Origin of the sequence: Mycolicibacterium sphagni, assembly GCF_002250655.1 — a bacterium.
Classification (GTDB): domain Bacteria; phylum Actinomycetota; class Actinomycetes; order Mycobacteriales; family Mycobacteriaceae; genus Mycobacterium; species Mycobacterium sphagni.
The window spans coordinates 208,846-227,421 of sequence record NZ_NOZR01000001.1; the positions used below are offsets into that span (position 1 = coordinate 208,846).

Sequence of the window (18,576 nt, forward strand, 5' to 3'; positions counted from 1 at the left end):
CACGGTAGTGGCCGTCAGCCCGAACTGGTCGGCGCGCCCTCCGGCGCGGGCGCGGCCTCGGTGCGTGCCAGTTCCACTGTCGCGGCGATCATCACGACCACCGCGACGACCAGGAAAGCCCAGCCGGACCTACCAGGGCGCAACATCTCGCCGAGGATGGCAACCCCGAGTACCGAGGCGACCAACGGCTCGCTGACCGTCACCGCAGGCAGGGACGCGGCCATCGATCCGGCGCGGAATGACGCCTGCTGGACCGCGGTCGCGACGACAGCCACCGCCGCCCACGGGTAGAGCTCAGGAAGCTTGAGTACAGCCCAGATCCCGTTGTCCAGCTGGTCGACCACGCCCTTCATCAAGACAGCGAACAGCCCCCACAACGAACCCGCCACCACACCGAGCAGCACCGCGGCGACCGGCTTGCCCTTGTACAGCCGGGCACCCAGCAGGCACAGCAGCAGGAAAGGTCCGAGTGTGGCGATCACCCACGTCCACGTCTGCAGCCCGGCCCGCGATTGCCCCTTGGACGGGTCGCCGACGGTGACGATCACCGCAACGGCAATGGCCAGCAGCACCGCCCACATCCACTGGTACCGCGTGATCCGCCGCCCGGCGAAGCGCGCACTCAGCGGCAGCGCGAACAGCAGCGACGTCACGATGAGCGCCTGCACCAGCAGCACGGAGCCGAATGCGAGCGCGGCGGCCTGCAGCCCGAATCCCCCGGCGGCCACGAGGCTGCCCAGCCACCACTGCTTGTCCCTGAGTAGCTGCAGGAACAACGCAACGGTGCCCACCGGTTCGTCGGTGACGTCGTGCGCCGAGCGCTGCTGGATGACATCCCCCACGGCGATCATCAGCGCGGCGCCCAGTGCGAACAGGGTGGCGATGTCAGACCTGTGCATGCCTCGTCTCCTCCGCCTGGAACCCGCCAGCCTGCCTGCCAATCGCAGCGGCCCGCAACCTTAGACCAGCCAACCCGGGCGCACACAGGGCATCGAGCTGGTTCAATACCACGAGGACGGCCGACCGCAATCACACGGCCGTCGACCATGCAGCAGTGGCGCCGCGGTGCGCGGCAGATGCGCGGGTGACCGCGCGGAGGGTAGGTAAGGCGAGGTCATGACCATCGACGAACCCAGCGCAGGCGGAACCCCGAAGCCGACTCCCCGGCCTGGACCACCGCGACCCGTGCCCAAACCCCACCCGCCAGCTGCCCCGCTGGCGGCACCGCCCTCGAGCGACCCGCACCGGTTCGGCCGTGTCGACGACGACGGCACGGTGTGGCTGATCACGTCGGCCGGCGAACGCTCGATCGGCTCCTGGCAGGCCGGCGACACCGAGGCGGCGTACGCCCACTTCGGCCGGCGCTTCGAGGACCTGGCCACCGAAGTCACGCTGATGGAAACTCGGCTGGCATCGGGCACCGGTGACGCCCGCAAGATCAAGGCCGCCGCGGCCGCCCTGGCCGAAACCCTGCCGACGGCAAGCGTTCTCGGCGATCTCGACGCGCTGGCCGAGCGCCTAGGTGCGATCCGCGACCACGCCGAGGAGACCGCCGCGGCCGACCGCGCCCGCCGCGACGAGCAGCGCGCCGAGCAGACTGCCCGCAAGGAAGCGCTGGCCGCCGAGGCCGAGGAGTTGGCCAACGTCTCGACGCAGTGGAAGGCCGCCGGCGACCGGCTGCGCACCATCCTCGACGAGTGGCGCACCATCACCGGACTGGACCGCAAGACCGACGATGCGCTCTGGAAGCGGTATTCGGCGGCGCGCGAAACGTTCAACCGTCGCCGCGGCTCGCATTTCGCCGACCTGGACCGGGAACGTGCCGGCGCCAGACAGGCCAAGGAAGCGCTCTGCGTGCGCGCCGAAGAACTCTCCGGGTCGACGGACTGGTCGGCGACGGCGACGGCGTTTCGCGATCTGCTGACCGAGTGGAAGGCGGCGGGCCGGGCGGCCAAGGACGTCGACGACTCCCTGTGGCACCGGTTCAAGGCCGCACAGGACACGTTCTTCGCGGCCCGCAATGCGGTGAACGCCGAGCGCGACACCGAGTTCCAGGCCAATGCCACCGCCAAGGAAGCGCTGCTGGCCGAGGCCGAGAGACTCGACACGTCCAACCTCGACGCGGCCCGCTCGGCGTTGCGGACCATCACCGACAAGTGGGATTCGATCGGCAAGGTGCCGCGGGAACGCTCCGCCGACCTGGAGCGCCGGTTGCGCGCGGTGGAGAAGAAGGTGCGCGACGCGGCCGACTCCGGGCGGATCGATCCGCAGGCCCAGGCTCGTGCCGAGCAGTTCCAGGCCCGCGTCGAGCAGTACGAACGGCAGGCGGAGAAGGCTGAGGCCGCGGGCCGCACCAAGGATGCGGAAGCGGCCAGGGCCAGCGCCGAGCAGTGGCGGCAGTGGGCCGACGCGGCGGTCGAGTCGCTGGGTAAGAAGCGCTAGGGCCGCTTAGGCCGGGGGCTGTTGCCCTTCGCGATGGTCGACGTCCTCCAGCAGGGTTCGCGACTGGCTCTCGGCGGCGGCGATGCGTCGCTGCTGCTCGGCGGCCAATTGCACCGCGGTGCGCGTCCAGACGACCCGCGCCCAGTGGAATGTCAGCAGGATGACCGCGAGCCAGCCCAGCAGCAGCCCGATTCCGGGGCCGGGATGTCCGTGTACGGCGGTCTGACGCGACCACACGGCCAGCAGTCCGAGCGCACTGGCCAGCGCGGAACCGGCCAGGGCGATCCAGGCCAGCACCCAGCGCCGAGTCGTCAGCGCCAGCATCGAGAACCCGACGCCGAACACCAGCGCGAACCAGCTGAACAGCCTGGATGGCACGGCGATCCCCACGCCGATGGCCTTGTTGTCGCCTATCAGCACGTCGACGCCGCGCGCACCACCTGCGTGCGGCAGGATCAGCGACACCAGCAGGACGAACACCAGGATCGCCACCACCAGCGCACGGGCTCCCGGCTGGATTTCGCCGGCGACTTTGCGTTCGGCGGCCTCCAGTTCGGATCGGTAGGCCTCCCAGCCGTCGTCTTCTGGGCGACTCATCGCGTACATCCCGTCGTTGTTTCCTCGATGCGCGGCCTGCCCACCGGCGGTAGCCCCAGCCCGACCGTCCGCGGCCGCTGACCGGCGGCATGGGCGTCGCCGGCGCGGGTGCGGCGGTGGGTCAGCAGTGGCGCGTCGGCGATCAGGTGGTGCGGGGCCGCACCGGTGACCGTCGTGGTGACGATGTCACCGGGACGCGGCTCGGCGTGGCCTGGGGTGAAGTGCACGAGGCGGCCGTCGCGGGCACGTCCGCTCATGCGGGCGGTGCTGGCGTCCTTGCGACCTTCGCCGGTGGCCACCAGCAACTCGACCTCCGTGCCGATCGCAGCGGTGTTCTCCTCGAAAGAGATCTGCTCCTGCATCTCGATCAGACGTTGATAGCGTTCCTGCACAACAGCTTTGGGCAGCTGGCCGTCGAGCTCTGCGGCAGGGGTGCCGGGGCGCTTGGAGTATTGGAACGTGAACGCGGCACTGAACCGGGCCTGGCGCACCACGTCGAGGGTGGCGGCGAAGTCGTCCTCGGTCTCGCCGGGGAAACCTACGATGATGTCGGTGGTGATCGCCGCATGCGGCATGGCCGTGCGCACCCGCTCGATGATGCCGAGATATTTCTCGGCGCGATACGACCGGCGCATCTCACGCAGCACGCGATCCGACCCGGATTGCAGCGGCATGTGCAGGGCCGGACAGACATTCGCGGTTTGCGCCATCGCGTCGATCACGTCGTCAGTGAATTCGGCCGGGTGCGGTGAGGTGAATCGGACGCGCTCCAACCCGTCGATGCGACCGCAGTCGCGCAGCAGTGCGGCGAACGCGCCGCGATCACGCGGAGTACTGGGGTCGGCAAACGAGACGCCGTAGGCGTTGACGTTCTGGCCCAGCAGCGTGATCTCCAGTACGCCCTGGTCGACCAGGGACTGCACCTCGGCGAGGATCTCGTCGGGGCGACGGTCCACTTCCTTGCCGCGCAATGACGGCACGATGCAGAACGTGCAGGTGTTGTTGCAGCCCACCGAGATGGAAACCCATGCCGCATAGGCGGATTCGCGGGCCGCAGGAAGTGTCGACGGGAATTCCCGCAACGACTCGGCGATCTCGACCTGTGCCTGCTGGTTGTGTCGCGCCCGGTCGAGCAGCGCGGGCAGCGAGCCGATGTTGTGGGTGCCGAACACGACGTCGACCCACGGCGCCTTCTTCAGTAGGCCGTCGCGGTCCTTCTGGGCCAGGCAGCCGCCCACCGCGATCTGCATGTTCGGATTGGCCTGCTTGCGCGGCACCAGGTGGCTGATGTTGCCGTACAGCTTGTTGTCGGCGTTTTCGCGCACCGCACAGGTGTTGAACACCACCACATCGGCGTCGGTGCCCTCAGGCGCGCGGTGATATCCGGCGGCCTCGAGCAACCCGGCAAGTCGCTCGGAGTCGTGGACGTTCATCTGGCACCCGTAGGTGCGGACCTGATAGCTGCGACCTGCGCCCGAGCCGGGCAGTCCGCCCGCCGGGTGGTCGTTGGTCAGCACCGATGTCACATTGCTCATCGTACGGAGCCGGTGGCTTACCCGAGAAATCGCAGATCGGCCAACGCTCGGCAATCTGAGGGTTACCTGGGTATGGTCTGAACGCATGGGGCGCAGCGGCGAGAAGCCGATGATCTCGATCAGAGGCGTCGATAAGCACTTCGGCGACCTACACGTACTCAAAGACATCAATCTCGAGGTCGATCGCGGGCAGGTGGTGGTGGTGCTCGGGCCATCCGGCTCGGGCAAGTCGACGTTGTGCCGGACCATCAACCGCCTAGAGACGGTCGATTCCGGCACGATCGAAATCGACGGTGAGGAATTGCCCGCAGAAGGGCGCAAACTGGCACAGCTGCGCTCAGACGTCGGCATGGTCTTCCAGTCCTTCAATCTCTTCGCACACAAGACGATCCTGGAGAACGTCACGCTGGGACCGATCAAGGTACGTAAGACCGACAAGGGCAAAGCGCGCGAAAAGGCCATGGCGTTGCTGGAGCGGGTCGGGGTGGCCAACCAGGCGGACAAATATCCCGCGCAGCTCTCCGGTGGCCAGCAGCAGCGCGTCGCCATCGCACGCTCGCTGGCCATGGACCCCAAGGTGATCCTGTTCGACGAGCCGACCAGCGCGCTGGATCCTGAAATGGTCAACGAGGTGCTGGCGGTGATGACTTCACTGGCCTCCGAAGGCATGACGATGGTGGTGGTCACCCACGAGATGGGCTTCGCCCGCCGAGCCGCGGATCGGGTGGTTTTCATGGCTGACGGCGCGATCGTGGAGGATGCTCCGCCCGCCGAGTTCTTCGATAATCCGCGATCCGAACGCGCCAAGGACTTCCTCGGCAAGATCCTCAACCACTAGCAGCGAGAGGCCAAGACATGTTGTCACGGGCTGTGCGCGTGCTGGTGATCGCGATGCTGGCGCTGGCGCTTCCGTTCGCCATCAGCGCTTGTGGCGGCGGCGGTAAGAAGATCACCATCGGCACCAAGTTCGACCAACCCGGGCTCGCGGTCAAGAAGCCGGACGGGACGATGGCCGGCTTCGACGTCGACGTCGCCACCTACGTCGCCGGTCAGCTCGGCTACAAGCCGAACGAGATCGAATGGAAGGAAGCTCCGTCCGGGCAGCGCGAAACGCTGATCCAGAACGGCCAGGTGGACTTCATCGCAGCCAGCTACTCGATCACCGACGCCCGCAAGCAAAAGGTCGACTTCGCCGGTCCATACCTGATCACCGGGCAGAGCCTGCTGGTGCGCGCCGACAACACCGACATCACCGGCGCGGAGTCGCTGCAGAACGGCAAACGGCTGTGTTCGGTGTCGGGATCCACGCCCGCGCAACGAATCAAGGACAAATACCCGGGCGTGCAACTGCAGCAATACGATACGTATTCGGCATGCATTGAGGCGTTGCGCAACGGCGCGATCGACGCGGTCAGCACCGATGAGGTGATCCTGGCCGGCTTCGCTGCGCAGTTCCCCGGCACCTTCAAGATCATCGGCAAGCCCTTCTCGACGGAGCCCTACGGCATCGGCCTGCGCAAGGGTGACAGCGAACTGCGCACGAAGATCAACGACGCGATCGTGAAGATGGAGCAGGACGGCGACTGGAAGGCCGCCTTCGACAAAAACCTCGGCCCGGCCGGGATCACTGCCCCGCCCCCGCCTCCGCTGGATACCGGCGCGACGAAGGCACAGGCGGAGAACGTACAGATCTTCAGCAAGTACCAGGGGCAGATTCTGCGGGCGTTCTGGACCACCATCCAGCTCACCGTCTTTGCCGCCATCGGGGCTTTGATCCTCGGGACGATCCTTGCGGCGATGCGCCTCTCTCCTGTCCCAATTCTTCGATCGCTTGGCGCCGCCTATGTCAACGTGGTGCGCAATACCCCGCTGACGTTGATCATCCTGTTCTGCTCATTCGGGTTGGCTCAGACATTGGGGATCACTCTGGCCGATCCGAAGTCGCCGACGTCTATCGCGGACAGTAACTTTCGGCTGGCCGCACTCGGCTTGACGGTCTACACGGCGTCGTTCGTCTGCGAGACAGTTCGCTCGGGGGTCAATACCGTGCCCCTGGGGCAGGCCGAGGCTGCTCGATCGCTGGGGCTGACATTCGGACAGAATCTGCGAATTATTTTGTTGCCGCAGGCCTTTCGCGCAGTGATCATCCCCCTTGGCTCGGTGTTGATCGCATTGGTCAAGAACACCACGATCGCCTCGGCGATCGGGGTCGCCGAGGCGGCTCTGCTGATGAAGGAAATGATCGAGAATACGGCCGCGTTGCTGGTGGTCGGCACCATCTTCGCGGTCGGCTTCGTGATACTCACTCTGCCACTGGGCTTGTTGTTCGGGTGGCTCGGCAAGCGGCTGGCGGTGGCGCGGTAATGAGTACGTCCTCTGTTCTATACGACGTGCCTGGACCCCGCGCCCGGGTCCGCGACCGGTTCACCGCGGTGGTGACGGTCGTCATTCTGGTGTTGGTCGCCTGGGCCGTGGTGGCCAAGCTCGCGGGCAAGGGACAGCTGACCGCCGCGAAGTGGCATCCGTTCTTGACTGCCGATCTCTGGAAAACCTATGTACTGCCGGGTATTGAAGGCACGCTGACCGCGGCAGCTTTGTCGATCGTGCTGGCGGTGGTCCTCGGCTTCGCCCTCGGGGTGGGACGGATGTCGCCGACCGGCCTCGTACGCCGGCCGTGCGCGGTGTTCGTGGAGTTCTTCCGTGCCGTGCCCGTGCTGATCATGATGATCTTCGCGTATTTCCTGTTCGCGTTGTATGACGTCTTTCCGTCCAAGCAATTGGCCCTGGCGGGTGTGGTGACGGGGCTGACGCTCTACAACGGCGCGGTGATCGCCGAGATCGTTCGTGCCGGGGTTGGTTCGCTGCCTCGTGGGCAGACTGAGGCCGCATCGGCGCTGGGCTTGCGGTGGGGACAGACCATGCGCTCGGTCCTGCTCCCCCAAGCGATCACGTCGATGTTGCCGGTGTTGGTGTCGCAGCTGGTTGTGGTGCTCAAGGACACTGCGATCGGTTACCAGATCACCTTCCTGGAGATGGTCCGCCAGGGCACCGTGGTCGGCTCGACCTACGGCAACTATGTCCCGGCGTTGATCGTTATCGCGGGGTTGATGATCAGCGCCAACTTCGCGTTGTCCTGGGCAGCCACCAGACTCGAGAAGCGGCTGCGCCGTTCGAAACGCGTCACTACGCCCATGCAGACGAAGATCGCGCTGGAACCTGGCGACTAGTCCATCGGTGTCGGCTACGTCGTGCGCTTGTCCCTCGCCGCCGGCACCACGGTCTTCGACGCGGAGGGTGTAGATGCAGCCTTCACAGCTTGCGGCCCGTGGCTTTGAGCCGCGGCCGCGAGGGCCAGTCTGGTGAAGAGGTTGATACCGGGAGACGCCTGGGTGACCGTCGCGCCCGTCTGATTGAAAGCTCCGGCGACCGCGAGCGGACCCCCGCCCGCTTGCACGGTGTTGCCGCTGCCGAGCACGTTGAACGCGAAGCTGGCGTAGGCGTTCTGGCTCGTACCGACGCTCGCCCGGACCGCGTTGCCGGTCCCACCAATATTGATGGCCGCATTGGCAAGCCCCAGCGCCCGCACGTCCTGCCCGGTGCCGTTGCCGAAAAGGTTCACGGCCAGGTTGCCGACGCCGTCCGCGACGGTGAGGTTGTTGGTGGAGGACAAGCCCAGATTGAGGGCAACGTTGGCAACAGGCAGATAGGGATGGAGAGTTTCCGCGGCCAGTGCCGTTAAGTTCGTTCCTGCTGCGACCGCGAGCGATAAGGCGCCCCCTGCTTCGGCAAGCGCGTTAACACCAACGGCCGCTGCAAGATTGAAATAGTTTCGCCCCCCGCTAGGGATGGAGCTGATCGAATCAGTGCCGACCGCGAACGAGGTGCCGAACAGCCCACCCGCAAACGCTTGCGCACCGGTGCCAATCGCGATGGCGATACTCGTCTGACTGCTCGAGCATCCCCCGCCGTTGTTGATACCGAAGAATGATGCGCAGGTTGCCTGGGCGGTCGGCGCCACAATCACGGCCCCGGCAGCCAACGCACCGGACACCAACGCGCCGAGAGAAACCCCACCCTTGTTCCGAGTCTGACCGATCATGGTTTGCCTCCCGAGCAGGTATTTTGAAGCGAAAGCTACTCCGGCAGCCTGCAGCCACATTGCTTTTCAGGGATTACTCAGGTTCCGTCCAGCACACCCGCAGCTTGACTTACGATCCTTGGCGTGCAACATGATTCGCCGATCGCACTGAGGCGATCCGTGCGCTGTGGACGCCTACAAGCGCAACTGCGCACACTGCGCCAGCAGCTCGGCCGACGGCGGCTGGTAGAAACTCAGCACCGCGTGTTCGCAACCCAACTCGGCGAAGCGCGGCAGCTGATCCAGTTGCGCGACCACCTGGTCGGGGTCGCGCGGGTGCAGGAAGAGCTGCACTGATCGGCGAATCTGGGCTGGGTCGCGGCCGACCTCAGCGCACGCTTCGGTCAGCCGCACATTCGCCTCGCCCCACTGTGTGGGGCCTTCGTAGCTGGGCATGTTCCACTCGTCGGCGTGACGGGCGATGACCCGCAGCATCTTGGGCTGGGATCCCCCGACGACGATCGGCGGATGCGGGCGCTGGACCGGCTTGGGCTCGCAGATCGCCTCGCGCAGCGTGTAAAACCGGCCCTCGAAGCTGACCGTATCCTCGGTCCACAGTCTGCGGATGATGGTGAGCGCTTCGTCGAGCATCGCCACTCGCGTTCCGGCGCTAGGGAATTCGAGGCCGTAGCCGCGGTGCTCGGCCTCGTGCCAGCCCGCGCCGATTCCGAAGTCCAGCCGCCCACCGCTGATGTGGTCGACGGTGACGGCCATCTTGGCCAGAATCGCTGGATTGCGGTAGGTCACCCCGGTGACCATGCACCCGATCCGGGCTTGGCGGATCACCACGCCCATCGCGGCCAGCGTCGTCCAGCCCTCGTAGGTGGGCTTTCGGTCCTCGACTAGTCCGTAGAAGTGGTCGTAGTTCCAGATCGCTTCGAAGCCGAGCTCGTCGGCGGTGCGCCAGAACTGCTCGAGCTCGGGATAGTCGAAGGTGGGCGCGAGTTTGGCCGAAATCCGCATGGGTGCAGCCTAGAAGAACTTTGGCCGTCTGATCGAAAGGTATCGTCAGCCTCGTGTCCGTTCGCGATGACTTATAGTGCCGAACCCACTCGACGTCCTACCCGTCGCCGACGGCGTCGGGCTGCCGTGGGATGTCGCGGTTGACGATGCTGTGGCTGCGATCGCTACGGCACGCGAACGCTGCGGCGACACGTTCGTGGTGGAGAGTGGGGGCGGGCAGTACCTCTTCACCTTCTCGCCAACCGGCGTCGAATCGTTCTACGCGCTCGCTGAAGAAGCCGCGAGCAAGGGTGTCGCGGATTTCCTCATGCTGCGGCGCAAGCTGCCCGACGAGGTGTTTGCAGGCAGACGACTACTGCCAGGTTCGCTGTTTCGCCGCGACGACGTCACGTCATACCTCGCGAACCTCGATAGTGCTCTCGACGCAACGGAGGTCGAGCTCGGCGAGAGCGGCTCCGTCGACGTGTTCGCGCTGACCCGACGGCTCGGCCATCGCATGGGGTTGGCGTCGTGGGCCGGGCCCGGCTGCGCCGAAGGGGAAGCGTTCGAGCGACTGGTGTGCGCGTTCGACGTGCTCGACGGTTCGGACGCCTTCGTTCACCCCGACGCGATGGCGGCCGTGGCCGCCTCGGGTATGCGGGCCGAACGAGCCGCCTTGGAAGAGGTTTCCGAGGTGATTGAAGCGTCACTGCGGCAGCATGATTCGAGGCCCGAGGTCGGCGTGGGGCTGTTCAGCCGAATCGTCGATGCCTGGGCTTTGGAATCGGTGGACGTCCGCAATCGCGGTATTGCGATGGACGTCGCGCTCATCCACATCGCCTCGATGTCGAACCTGATGGCAGCGCTCGGCTGGGCACTGGTCGACCTGGTCGTTCATCCCGATCAACTCCGCCTAGTCGCGGGCGGCGATCGCGACCTCGCTTCCAGCTGTGCTCTCGAAAGCACCCGGCTGGCGCAGCGTTCGATCATGGCCCGCGCCGTACTCGAACCGGTCGAATTCGACACCGGCGCAGGTGTGGTCGACGTGCCGAAGGGCTGGACCATCGCGACGCTCCTGCCGCTGCTGAACACATCTGCGGCTGCCGGCTTGGAGGAATGGGATCCCAGTCGGTGGCAGCGGTTCCGGCTCGTCGATGCAAATGTGTTGCCATCACCGATGCTGGTGACCGCCTTCGGGCACGGCAGGCATTCCTGTCCGGCACAGCCCTTTTCGGTGGCCGCGATGACGATGGCGATGACCCGCCTCTTGGGCCGCTACGACATGAGACCCGAGTGGAAAGGATACCCACGTCCGGTGCCCGCTCAGATCGGCGGCGTGGCTCGCGCGGCCAATCCCTGCACGGTCGGCTACACAACGCGCTGACCGGAACACCGGACTGGAGGTCTCCACCGCCGGCGACCCGATCATGCTGAACTACCAGACGGTCATGATGACCTACGCCAACGCACCTCGCGCCATGTTGCGCGACGCCGAAGGCGGCTAGACCTTGCGGCGCTCACGTTCGGCGGCCAACCCATCGCTGACCACAGCCACCGCCATGCTCTGGTTGTAGCCCCGCCGGGCCAGCATGCCGACTAGCCTGCGCATCACCTTGGTGTCATCGGCGTCGGTCAGCGCCTCGCGGCGCAGCTTCTGCTCCACCAGCTGCTCGGCCCGTAGCCGTTCGGCGCCGGCATCAATACCGTCGAGCGCCGCGGCGATCAGCTCGTCGTCGACGCCCTTGGTCCGCAGCTCGGCTGCCAAGGCGCGCTTGCCTTTTCCGGCCCGCGCCCGTCGGGATCGGACCCACTGCTCGGCGAAGTCCGCATCATCGACCAGGCCGACAGCGGCCAGCCGGTTCAGTACCGTCGCAGCGACGTCGTCGGGATATCCCCGCTTGGCCAGCTGACCGGCCAGCTCCGATCGAGTTCGTGACCGCGCGGTGAGCAGGCGCAGGCACAACGCGTGCGCCTGCTCTTCGCGCGTCTCAGAAGTCGACTGGGGCTGGCAGGACGTCATCGATGAGTTCATCGGTCATCACCGCACCGATACCGAGCTTCTCCTTGATCTTCTTCTCGACCTCGTTGCCGACGTCGGGGTTCTCGATCAGGAAGTTGCGGGCGTTCTCCTTGCCCTGCCCGAGCTGCTCACCCTCGTAGGTGAACCACGATCCGGACTTGCGGATAAAGCCCTGTTCAACGCCCATGTCGATGAGCGAACCCTCACGGCTGATGCCCTTGCCGTAGAGGATGTCGAACTCGGCCTGCTTGAACGGCGGCGACACTTTGTTCTTGACGACCTTGACGCGGGTGCGGTTACCCACCGCGTCGGTACCGTCCTTGAGTGTCTCGATCCGCCGCACATCCAGGCGCACCGAGGAGTAGAACTTCAAAGCCTTTCCACCCGTCGTGGTTTCGGGTGAGCCGAACATCACGCCGATCTTCTCGCGCAGCTGGTTGATGAAGATCGCCGTGGTACCCGAGTTGCTCAATGCGCCGGTGATCTTGCGCAGCGCCTGGCTCATCAACCGGGCCTGCAGGCCGACGTGGCTGTCGCCCATCTCGCCTTCGATTTCGGCGCGTGGCACCAGCGCGGCCACCGAGTCGATGACGATGATGTCGATGGCTCCCGAGCGGATCAGCATGTCGGCGATCTCCAGTGCCTGCTCACCGGTATCAGGCTGGGACACCAGCAGTGCGTCGGTATCCACGCCGAGCTTCTTTGCGTAATCCGGGTCCAGTGCGTGCTCGGCGTCGATGAAGGCCGCGATGCCGCCGGCGGCCTGAGCATTGGCCACCGCGTGCAGTGCGACGGTGGTCTTGCCCGAGGACTCCGGACCGTAGATCTCGATGATGCGGCCGCGGGGCAGACCGCCGATGCCCAACGCCACGTCCAGGGCGATGGATCCGGTCGGGATCACCGAGATGGGCTGGCGCACCTCGTCGCCGAGGCGCATCACCGAGCCCTTGCCGTGGTTCTTCTCGATTTGCGCGAGCGCCAGCTCGAGGGCCTTCTCGCGATCAGGTGCCTGCGGAGCCATGGTGATACCTCTTCCGGTAGTCGTTGTTGACCGGTTCTCGGTCGGTTAGCCGTGACGCTAGGACAGGGCACCGACAAGACGGGCGAACGTCGACCACCATAGCGAACAGGTGTTCGAAAGCAAGCAAGGCGCGCCGTGCGTGTCGGCTACCACTGATCGCGCGGCACGTCGAAGTCCGCGCACAGCGCCCGCCACACGTCGCGGGGCTCCGCACCGGCCTCGATGGCCTGCGCGGCGGTACGTCCGCCCAGCTCCGTCAGCACGTGATCCACCAACAGCGACCGACCGCGAACACGACCGAACTGCCCATCGACCAGTTCGTGGAATTCCGTCAGCCGCACGTCACCAACTTACCCAGCCACACGCGTCGCCTCATGGCACACCCGTACCGGATCGGTGACCTGCCGGATGCTCTCACCGGCACGCCGGGCCGCCTCCTGATACCTCGGCGACGACAGCACCTCACCCACTTCGGCCACCAGCGCATCTGCGGCCAATGGCCGGATCAGCCGCGCACTCCCCTGCCGCACAACACGATTCGCCAACTCCCACTGGTCACCCCCGCCGGGGAGCACCACCATCGGCACCCCGGCGAGCAGTGTCTTGGACAGCATGCCGTGGCCACCCCCGCAGACCACCAAGTCGGCATGGGCCAGCAGCTCATCCTGTCGCCCGAGGCCGACACTCGCCCACGGCGGAACCTCCACGTCCTGGCCGCCGAGCCGGGAGACCACCACCCGCGAACCGACAGGCAGGGTGCGGCCGGGCACCAGATGTTCCAGCGCCAGCTCGGCCACCCCGGCGGTTCCGGTCGTCGCGGTCGAGGGCGCCACCACGATCACCGGGCCCTCCCCCGGCGGGACCGGCAGCACCGCGGCGGTCGGCTCGAAATGCAGCGGCCCGACGACGACGGCATCGTCCGGCCAATCCGGGCGCGGCACCTCGAGTGCGGGCAGGGTGGCGATCAGCCGGCGTGCCGGGCCCGGTTCGCGCGCCGGCAGCCCGATCTCCACCCGCACTGTCGAGCGCTGACGCTCCCCTGCCTTCACCGACCGCGCGGTCAGGGCACGCATGATCGTGTCCCGCAGCCGCCCGCGGATCCCGGTGCCGGGCGCCAGCCCACTGCCCAGCGGTGGCAGGCCCCGCGACGGCAGGTAGAGCGGATGCGGGCAAAGCTCGACCCACGGGATGCCGAGCAGTTCGGCGGCCATCCCACCGCAGACTGTGATGACGTCGGACACGATCAGATCGGGCGCCAGCTCCCGCAGCACCGGCACGTTGAGCACGGCCATCCGGGCCGCGCGCTGGTGAAGCTTGGCGCCGGCGTCGGTGTCGTCGTCTCCGGCTTCGAGGTCGAGTCCGGCGAGTTCGACGGATTCGATCCCCGCCGCTCGGCCGGTGTCGAGCCATCCGGTGCCGGTCAGCAGGACGGGATCATCCCCGGCGGCCGCCAACCGCAGGCACAACGCGATCGCTGGAAATGCATGACCGGGATCGGGGCCGGCCACCACCGCGACGCGCACGGGCCTACCCTGCCACAGGACTTCCCCATAGGCTGGCGAGCATGACCGAGCAGACCAGCAACGTGAGCTCCGACATCGACAACGCCCATACCGTCGAGGTCTTCCTGGCCGCGCTGCAGAACCAGGACCTGGCGACCGCCGACGCCCAGCTGGACGACAACCTCGTCTACCAGAACGTCGGCTTCCCGACCATTCGCGGCCGGGCGCGGGCCATGAAGATGTTCAAGGGGTTGCAGCGCCCGAGCTTCGGCTTCGAGGTCAAGATCCACCGCATCGCGGTCAACGGCCCGGTGGTGCTGACCGAGCGCACCGACGTGCTGGCGATCGGCCCGGTGCGGCTGCAGTTCTGGGTGTGTGGCGTCTTCGAGGTGAAGAACGGGCGAATCACGCTGTGGCGCGACTACTTCGACATGTACGACGTGCTCAAGGGAACAGTCCGCGGCCTCATCGGCGCCGTGGTGCCCGCGCTGCGGCCGACGCTGTAGGTCAGGCCCGGCGGAGCTGACCCAGCTCGTCGAACGCCTGCGCCCAGCCCATCAGCCGGTCGGTCGCACCAGCCAGCTCGTTGCGGTAGCGCTGCTGGGACATCGGCGAGCTCGACATCGAACCGGTGTTAGCCGCCGACACCAGTTGCGCTGCGGCGGTGACCATTTCGTTGTACTGCCGCACGCCGGCATTCAGCTGAGCGGTGAACGCGTTGATCGTCGGCGCCAGATAGGACTGCGAATGTGGGGTCTCGCTCGCCGCCCGCTCCATCGAGACCACCTCGTCGGCGGTGGCGGCCATGGTCGCCGCGGTGCGGTCCGCCGCTGCGGTGAGTTCACGGATCTCCTCGGGCGGCAACATGTTTCCGCGCGTCATCACACCCAGCAGTGAATGAAATCCCCGCTCGGAGGCGCCCAGCGCCGACATGGACGGCCGGGCGACCGACCCGTGCGGCGGCATCCGGCGGCCGCTGACCTGACGTTGCGGGGGCAGCGGCTCGCCCCGAAGCCAGCGGTAGCGCAACAAGAACAGCGTCGCGGGCACTGCGGCCCCCACGGCGATCACACCCGTGATGATCAGGCCCCATACCGGCGTGCTCCACGTCGCGAGCAGCCCGGTGACCGCCACCCAAAACGCCGTCGCAAGTGAGAAGAACAGGCCCAGCCGCAGCGCCCAGCGCCGCTTGCGCAACAGTCGGGCACGCGGATCGGCTGCGGCACTGAGCTTTTGGGCCGCAGCCCCGGCATACTCGCTGACGGTGTCGATACCGCGCTGCATGGCCGAACGCCACTGGCGCGCTACGAATCCCGGCTTGTCCGGTGTCACCGCCATCGAAGAGCTCGCCTCCTACTGGCCGAGCGGCTGCTCGGGCTCGGGCGTGCCGGCGGGCGCGGCCGATGCTGCGTCAACCGCCGGCGCGGCGCCACCGGCTGGCAGCGCATCGCCACGCATCGAGGCGCGGATCTGCTCCAGGCGGGAATGACCAGCCATCTGGACAGTGGCCTGCTGGACTTCGAGCATCCGGCCCTGCACCGAGTTCTGGGCAAGCTCGGCGGCGCCCATCGCGTTGGCGTAGCGCGTCTCGATCTTGTCGCGGACCTCATCGAGGCTTGGGGTGTTACCCGGGGCGGCGATCTCGCTCATCGACCGCAACGACGCACTGACCTGCTCTTGCATCTTGGCCTGCTCGAGCTGGCTGAGCAGCTTGGTGCGCTCGGCAATCTTCTGCTGGAGCACCATGGCGTTCTGCTCGACAGCCTTCTTGGCCTGACCGGCAGCCTGCAGCGCCTGGTCGTGGAGGCCCTTGAGGTCCTCGACGCTCTGCTCGGCGGTGACCAGCTGCGCGGCGAACGCCTCGGCGGCGTTGTTGTACTCGGTGGCCTTGGCGCCGTCGCCGGCCGCGGTGGCCTGATCAGCGAGCGTCAGCGCCTGGCGGACGTTGACCTGCAGTTTCTCGATGTCGGCGAGCTGGCGGTTGAGCCGCATCTCGAGCTGACGCTGGTTTCCGATCACTTGGGCGGCCTGTTGGGTCAGCGCCTGATGCTGACGCTGGGCATCTTCGATCGCCTGCTGGATCTGCACCTTGGGGTCGGCATACTCGTCAACCTTGGAGTTGAAGAGCGCCATCATGTACTTCCACGCCTTGACGAACGGATTCGCCATCAGTTGCCCGCCTTCGTATCGAGTGCCGCAGTTCGGTGGTCGAGCCCCAACTTATCGGTTCAGGCTGCGTGGCCACACCCTTGTGCCTCAGGCCACCGCCATCGTGACGGGATGTGGGATGACGACCTTGGTGGCGACGTCGATCGACGTGTCGTGAGCGGGCACAGCGGTCAATCGGGCGATGCGCTCACGATCGGCCATCTTTTCCCCGGCGTTGGTCAGCACCTGTGACAGCGGTACCTCCAGGGCGGTGCAGATCGCGCTGAGTAACTCGCTGGAGGCCTCCTTGCGGCCGCGCTCCACCTCAGACAGATAACCGAGGCTGACACGGGCCGAATCCGAGACCTCGCGAAGGGTGCGTCCTTGCAAAGTGCGGGCGTCGCGCAGCACGTCACCGATCACTTCACGCAGTAGTACCGCCATCGAGCTGTCCTCTCCAAGAGTTGCAACAAACTGTGCAACGCCGGAGAACGCCGATTTGGTTCCCAGGAAACCTCAAGTTCGTCCGACCAGGCCTGATAGCCGCCCGATGGCCTGGTGCACCGCGGCCAGACGGATGTCCCAGCGGGAGCCGTCCAGCTGCAATTCGGCCACCTCTGTCGCCCGAGGACCGGCCAGTCCGAGGTAGACGGTCCCGACAGGATGCCCGCCGTGCGGTTCTGGGCCGGCCACCCCGGTCAGGCCCACGCCCCAGGTGGCCGCACAGCGGTCGCGCGCCCCTTCGGCCAGCGCGGCCGCCGTCGGTGCCGCGACGGGACCGACCTCGTCGAGAAGCTCACGGGGCACGCGCGCCAGCGTGATCTTGGTCTCGACGGTGTAGGTGACCAGCCCGCCGAGCAGGACAGCGCTGGCGCCGGGCACGCCGGCCAGGGTGGCCGCCAGCAGCCCGGCGGTCAGCGATTCCGCGGTGGCGACGGTCTCGCCGCGCGCGGTCAGTAGAGCGACCAGCGTGCGGGCGGCGTCATCGACCAGCGGATCGCTCACGGGAGTCCCTGATCGCCGACACCACGTAATCGATGCCGGTGAGAACCGTCAGCACGACCGCGGCCCACATGATCACCCAGGCCACCGTGAGCCAGGGCGACGGCCAGCTGTGCAGCGGCAGCACGAACAAACCGATGGCGACGGCCTGCACCAGGGTCTTGAGCTTGCCGCCGCGGCCGGCGGGAATCACCCCGTGCCGCAGCACCGCCAACCGCAGCACGGTGATGCCCAGCTCGCGGACCAGGACCACCACCGTGACCCACCACGGCAGATCGCCGAGCATCGACAGCCCGATCAGCGCGGCCCCGATGAGCATTTTGTCGGCGATCGGGTCGGCGAGCTTGCCGAATTCGGTCACCATGCCGTAGGTCCGGGCCAGTGAACCGTCGAACCGGTCGGTGATGACCGCGACCGCGAAGATGACGAAAGCTGTTATCCGATAAGAAGTTTCGTGGCCATTACCGGCGAACAAGGCGAGCAGGAAGATCGGGACCAGGACCAGCCGGATCCCCGTCAGCAGGTTGGCGACGTTGGCCACCCGCACACGCGGGACCGCTGGACCGGATTGGGGTTGTCCCGACACGGCAACAGAATATCGGTTGGCAGGCCAAGGCCTCACGCCCGATACTCTGCACCCGTGAGCCCCGATGTCGTCGTCCGCCGCGCCCGCACCTCGGATGTGCCCGATATCAAGCGTCTGGTCGACACCTATGCGGGCCGCATCCTGCTGGAGAAGAACCTGGTCACGCTGTACGAGGCGGTCCAGGAGTTCTGGGTGGCCGAGCACAACGGCGAGGTCGTGGGGTGCGGGGCACTCCACGTGTTGTGGGCGGATCTGGGTGAGGTGCGCACCGTCGCCGTCGATCCGAAGGTCAAGGGCCGCGGCATCGGGCACACCATCGTCGACCAGCTGTTGACGGTCGCGCGCGAGCTCCAACTGCAGCGGTTGTTCGTGCTGACGTTCGAGACGGACTTCTTCACCAAGCACGGCTTCGCCGAGATCGAGGGCACGCCGGTCACCTCCGAGGTGTACGACGAGATGTGCCGCTCCTACGACATCGGTGTCGCGGAGTTCCTCGACCTGTCCTACGTCAAGCCGAACATCCTCGGCAACACCCGGATGCTGCTGATCCTGTAGCTCGTTGAGTGAGCGTTGACGCAGAGATTGGCCGCGTTTTCGCTGCGTCAACGCTCAGTGAATGGCGTGTGGATAGCTGAAAGCGGGC

The 18,576-nt window shown here is 66.6% G+C and carries 21 protein-coding genes and 1 pseudogene; 8 read left to right on the forward strand and 14 right to left on the reverse strand.

The window, feature by feature from the left end; genetic code table 11:
* Window positions 1–14: 14 nt before the first annotated feature.
* Window positions 15–899 (reverse strand): DMT family transporter, encoded by an 885-nt coding sequence (locus CG716_RS01035; RefSeq protein ID WP_094475535.1) that lies wholly within the window; start codon window positions 897–899, stop codon window positions 15–17.
* Between the two features lie 217 nt (window positions 900–1,116).
* On the opposite strand from CG716_RS01035, the gene CG716_RS01040 reads away from it, so the two are divergent.
* Window positions 1,117–2,442, forward strand: coding sequence for a DUF349 domain-containing protein (locus CG716_RS01040; RefSeq protein WP_094475537.1), 1,326 nt, complete (start codon window positions 1,117–1,119; stop codon window positions 2,440–2,442).
* Between the two features lie 6 nt (window positions 2,443–2,448).
* Here CG716_RS01040 and CG716_RS01045 read toward each other — a convergent pair whose 3' ends face one another.
* Together CG716_RS01045 and miaB are read right to left on the reverse strand one after the other, a co-directional pair.
* Window positions 2,449–3,048 (reverse strand): Rv2732c family membrane protein, encoded by a 600-nt coding sequence (locus CG716_RS01045; protein ID WP_094475539.1) that lies wholly within the window; start codon window positions 3,046–3,048, stop codon window positions 2,449–2,451.
* Window positions 3,036–4,574 carry a tRNA (N6-isopentenyl adenosine(37)-C2)-methylthiotransferase MiaB gene (miaB, locus tag CG716_RS01050; protein ID WP_234817652.1) on the reverse strand — a complete coding sequence of 513 codons (1,539 nt, stop codon included), beginning with the start codon at window positions 4,572–4,574 and terminating at the stop codon, window positions 3,036–3,038. Before miaB ends, CG716_RS01045 begins: the two co-directional genes overlap by 13 nt.
* Before the next feature lie 109 nt (window positions 4,575–4,683).
* Between miaB and CG716_RS01055 the strand changes: the two genes are divergently transcribed.
* The 4 genes and pseudogenes from CG716_RS01055 (at window position 4,684) to CG716_RS01065 (ending at window position 7,801) form a co-directional block, all read left to right on the forward strand.
* Window positions 4,684–5,412: an amino acid ABC transporter ATP-binding protein gene (locus CG716_RS01055; protein ID WP_094475945.1), complete on the forward strand. Its 729-nt coding sequence runs from the start codon at window positions 4,684–4,686 to the stop codon at window positions 5,410–5,412.
* Window positions 5,413–5,429: 17 nt separating this feature from the next.
* A pseudogene (locus tag CG716_RS30595) lies at window positions 5,430–6,227 on the forward strand (glutamate ABC transporter substrate-binding protein); the annotation flags it as partial.
* Window positions 6,228–6,263: 36 nt separating this feature from the next.
* On the forward strand, window positions 6,264–6,938 hold the full coding sequence (locus CG716_RS30600) for an amino acid ABC transporter permease (RefSeq protein WP_234817673.1): 675 nt from the start codon (window positions 6,264–6,266) through the stop codon (window positions 6,936–6,938).
* The gene (locus tag CG716_RS01065; RefSeq protein ID WP_094475543.1) at window positions 6,938–7,801 is read left to right on the forward strand and encodes an amino acid ABC transporter permease; all 864 of its coding nucleotides are present in this window, start codon (window positions 6,938–6,940) and stop codon (window positions 7,799–7,801) included. Before CG716_RS30600 ends, CG716_RS01065 begins: the two co-directional genes overlap by 1 nt.
* Window positions 7,802–7,815: 14 nt before the next feature.
* Here the strand turns inward: CG716_RS01065 and CG716_RS01070 are convergent, their stop codons facing one another.
* Window positions 7,816–8,673, reverse strand: coding sequence for a hypothetical protein (locus CG716_RS01070; protein WP_094475545.1), 858 nt, complete (start codon window positions 8,671–8,673; stop codon window positions 7,816–7,818).
* A gap of 174 nt (window positions 8,674–8,847) precedes the next feature.
* Window positions 8,848–9,675 carry a TIGR03560 family F420-dependent LLM class oxidoreductase gene (locus CG716_RS01075; RefSeq protein ID WP_094475547.1) on the reverse strand — a complete coding sequence of 276 codons (828 nt, stop codon included), beginning with the start codon at window positions 9,673–9,675 and terminating at the stop codon, window positions 8,848–8,850.
* A gap of 76 nt (window positions 9,676–9,751) precedes the next feature.
* On the opposite strand from CG716_RS01075, the gene CG716_RS01080 reads away from it, so the two are divergent.
* Window positions 9,752–11,038, forward strand: coding sequence for a cytochrome P450 family protein (locus tag CG716_RS01080; RefSeq protein ID WP_234817653.1), 1,287 nt, complete (start codon window positions 9,752–9,754; stop codon window positions 11,036–11,038).
* Window positions 11,039–11,155: 117 nt separating this feature from the next.
* On the opposite strand, the gene recX is transcribed toward CG716_RS01080, so the two are convergent.
* The 4 genes from recX to CG716_RS01100 form a co-directional block, all read right to left on the reverse strand.
* A complete protein-coding gene (gene recX / locus CG716_RS01085) occupies window positions 11,156–11,686 on the reverse strand; it encodes a recombination regulator RecX (protein WP_420093164.1) in 531 nt (176 codons plus the stop codon).
* Entirely contained in the window at window positions 11,643–12,695 is a 1,053-nt protein-coding gene (gene recA, locus CG716_RS01090) for a recombinase RecA (protein WP_094475553.1), read from the reverse strand. Before recA ends, recX begins: the two co-directional genes overlap by 44 nt.
* Before the next feature lie 146 nt (window positions 12,696–12,841).
* A complete protein-coding gene (locus CG716_RS01095; RefSeq protein ID WP_094475555.1) occupies window positions 12,842–13,036 on the reverse strand; it encodes a DUF3046 domain-containing protein in 195 nt (64 codons plus the stop codon).
* A gap of 9 nt (window positions 13,037–13,045) precedes the next feature.
* Window positions 13,046–14,218 carry a glycosyltransferase gene (locus CG716_RS01100; protein WP_094475557.1) on the reverse strand — a complete coding sequence of 391 codons (1,173 nt, stop codon included), beginning with the start codon at window positions 14,216–14,218 and terminating at the stop codon, window positions 13,046–13,048.
* Between the two features lie 41 nt (window positions 14,219–14,259).
* Here CG716_RS01100 and CG716_RS01105 point away from each other — a divergent pair, with 41 nt between their 5' ends.
* Window positions 14,260–14,703: a limonene-1,2-epoxide hydrolase family protein gene (locus CG716_RS01105; protein ID WP_094475559.1), complete on the forward strand. Its 444-nt coding sequence runs from the start codon at window positions 14,260–14,262 to the stop codon at window positions 14,701–14,703.
* A gap of 1 nt (window position 14,704) precedes the next feature.
* Here the strand turns inward: CG716_RS01105 and pspM are convergent, their stop codons facing one another.
* From pspM to pgsA, 5 genes are all read right to left on the reverse strand, one after another.
* A complete protein-coding gene (gene pspM / locus CG716_RS01110) occupies window positions 14,705–15,535 on the reverse strand; it encodes a phage shock envelope stress response protein PspM (protein WP_094475560.1) in 831 nt (276 codons plus the stop codon).
* A gap of 15 nt (window positions 15,536–15,550) precedes the next feature.
* Window positions 15,551–16,366: a phage shock protein PspA gene (gene pspA / locus CG716_RS01115; RefSeq protein WP_094475561.1), complete on the reverse strand. Its 816-nt coding sequence runs from the start codon at window positions 16,364–16,366 to the stop codon at window positions 15,551–15,553.
* 87 nt (window positions 16,367–16,453) lie between these two features.
* Complete coding sequence (gene clgR / locus CG716_RS01120; RefSeq protein WP_094475563.1) at window positions 16,454–16,789, reverse strand: transcriptional regulator ClgR; 336 nt, start codon at window positions 16,787–16,789, stop codon at window positions 16,454–16,456.
* Window positions 16,790–16,861: 72 nt separating this feature from the next.
* Window positions 16,862–17,350 (reverse strand): CinA family protein, encoded by a 489-nt coding sequence (locus CG716_RS01125; protein ID WP_094475565.1) that lies wholly within the window; start codon window positions 17,348–17,350, stop codon window positions 16,862–16,864.
* The gene (pgsA, locus tag CG716_RS01130) at window positions 17,328–17,933 is read right to left on the reverse strand and encodes a CDP-diacylglycerol--glycerol-3-phosphate 3-phosphatidyltransferase (RefSeq protein WP_094475567.1); all 606 of its coding nucleotides are present in this window, start codon (window positions 17,931–17,933) and stop codon (window positions 17,328–17,330) included. The genes CG716_RS01125 and pgsA overlap by 23 nt, the downstream gene beginning before the upstream one ends.
* A 54-nt stretch (window positions 17,934–17,987) precedes the next feature.
* Here pgsA and CG716_RS01135 point away from each other — a divergent pair, with 54 nt between their 5' ends.
* Window positions 17,988–18,488 (forward strand): amino-acid N-acetyltransferase, encoded by a 501-nt coding sequence (locus CG716_RS01135; RefSeq protein WP_094475569.1) that lies wholly within the window; start codon window positions 17,988–17,990, stop codon window positions 18,486–18,488.
* The last annotated feature ends 88 nt before the right edge of the window (window positions 18,489–18,576 follow it).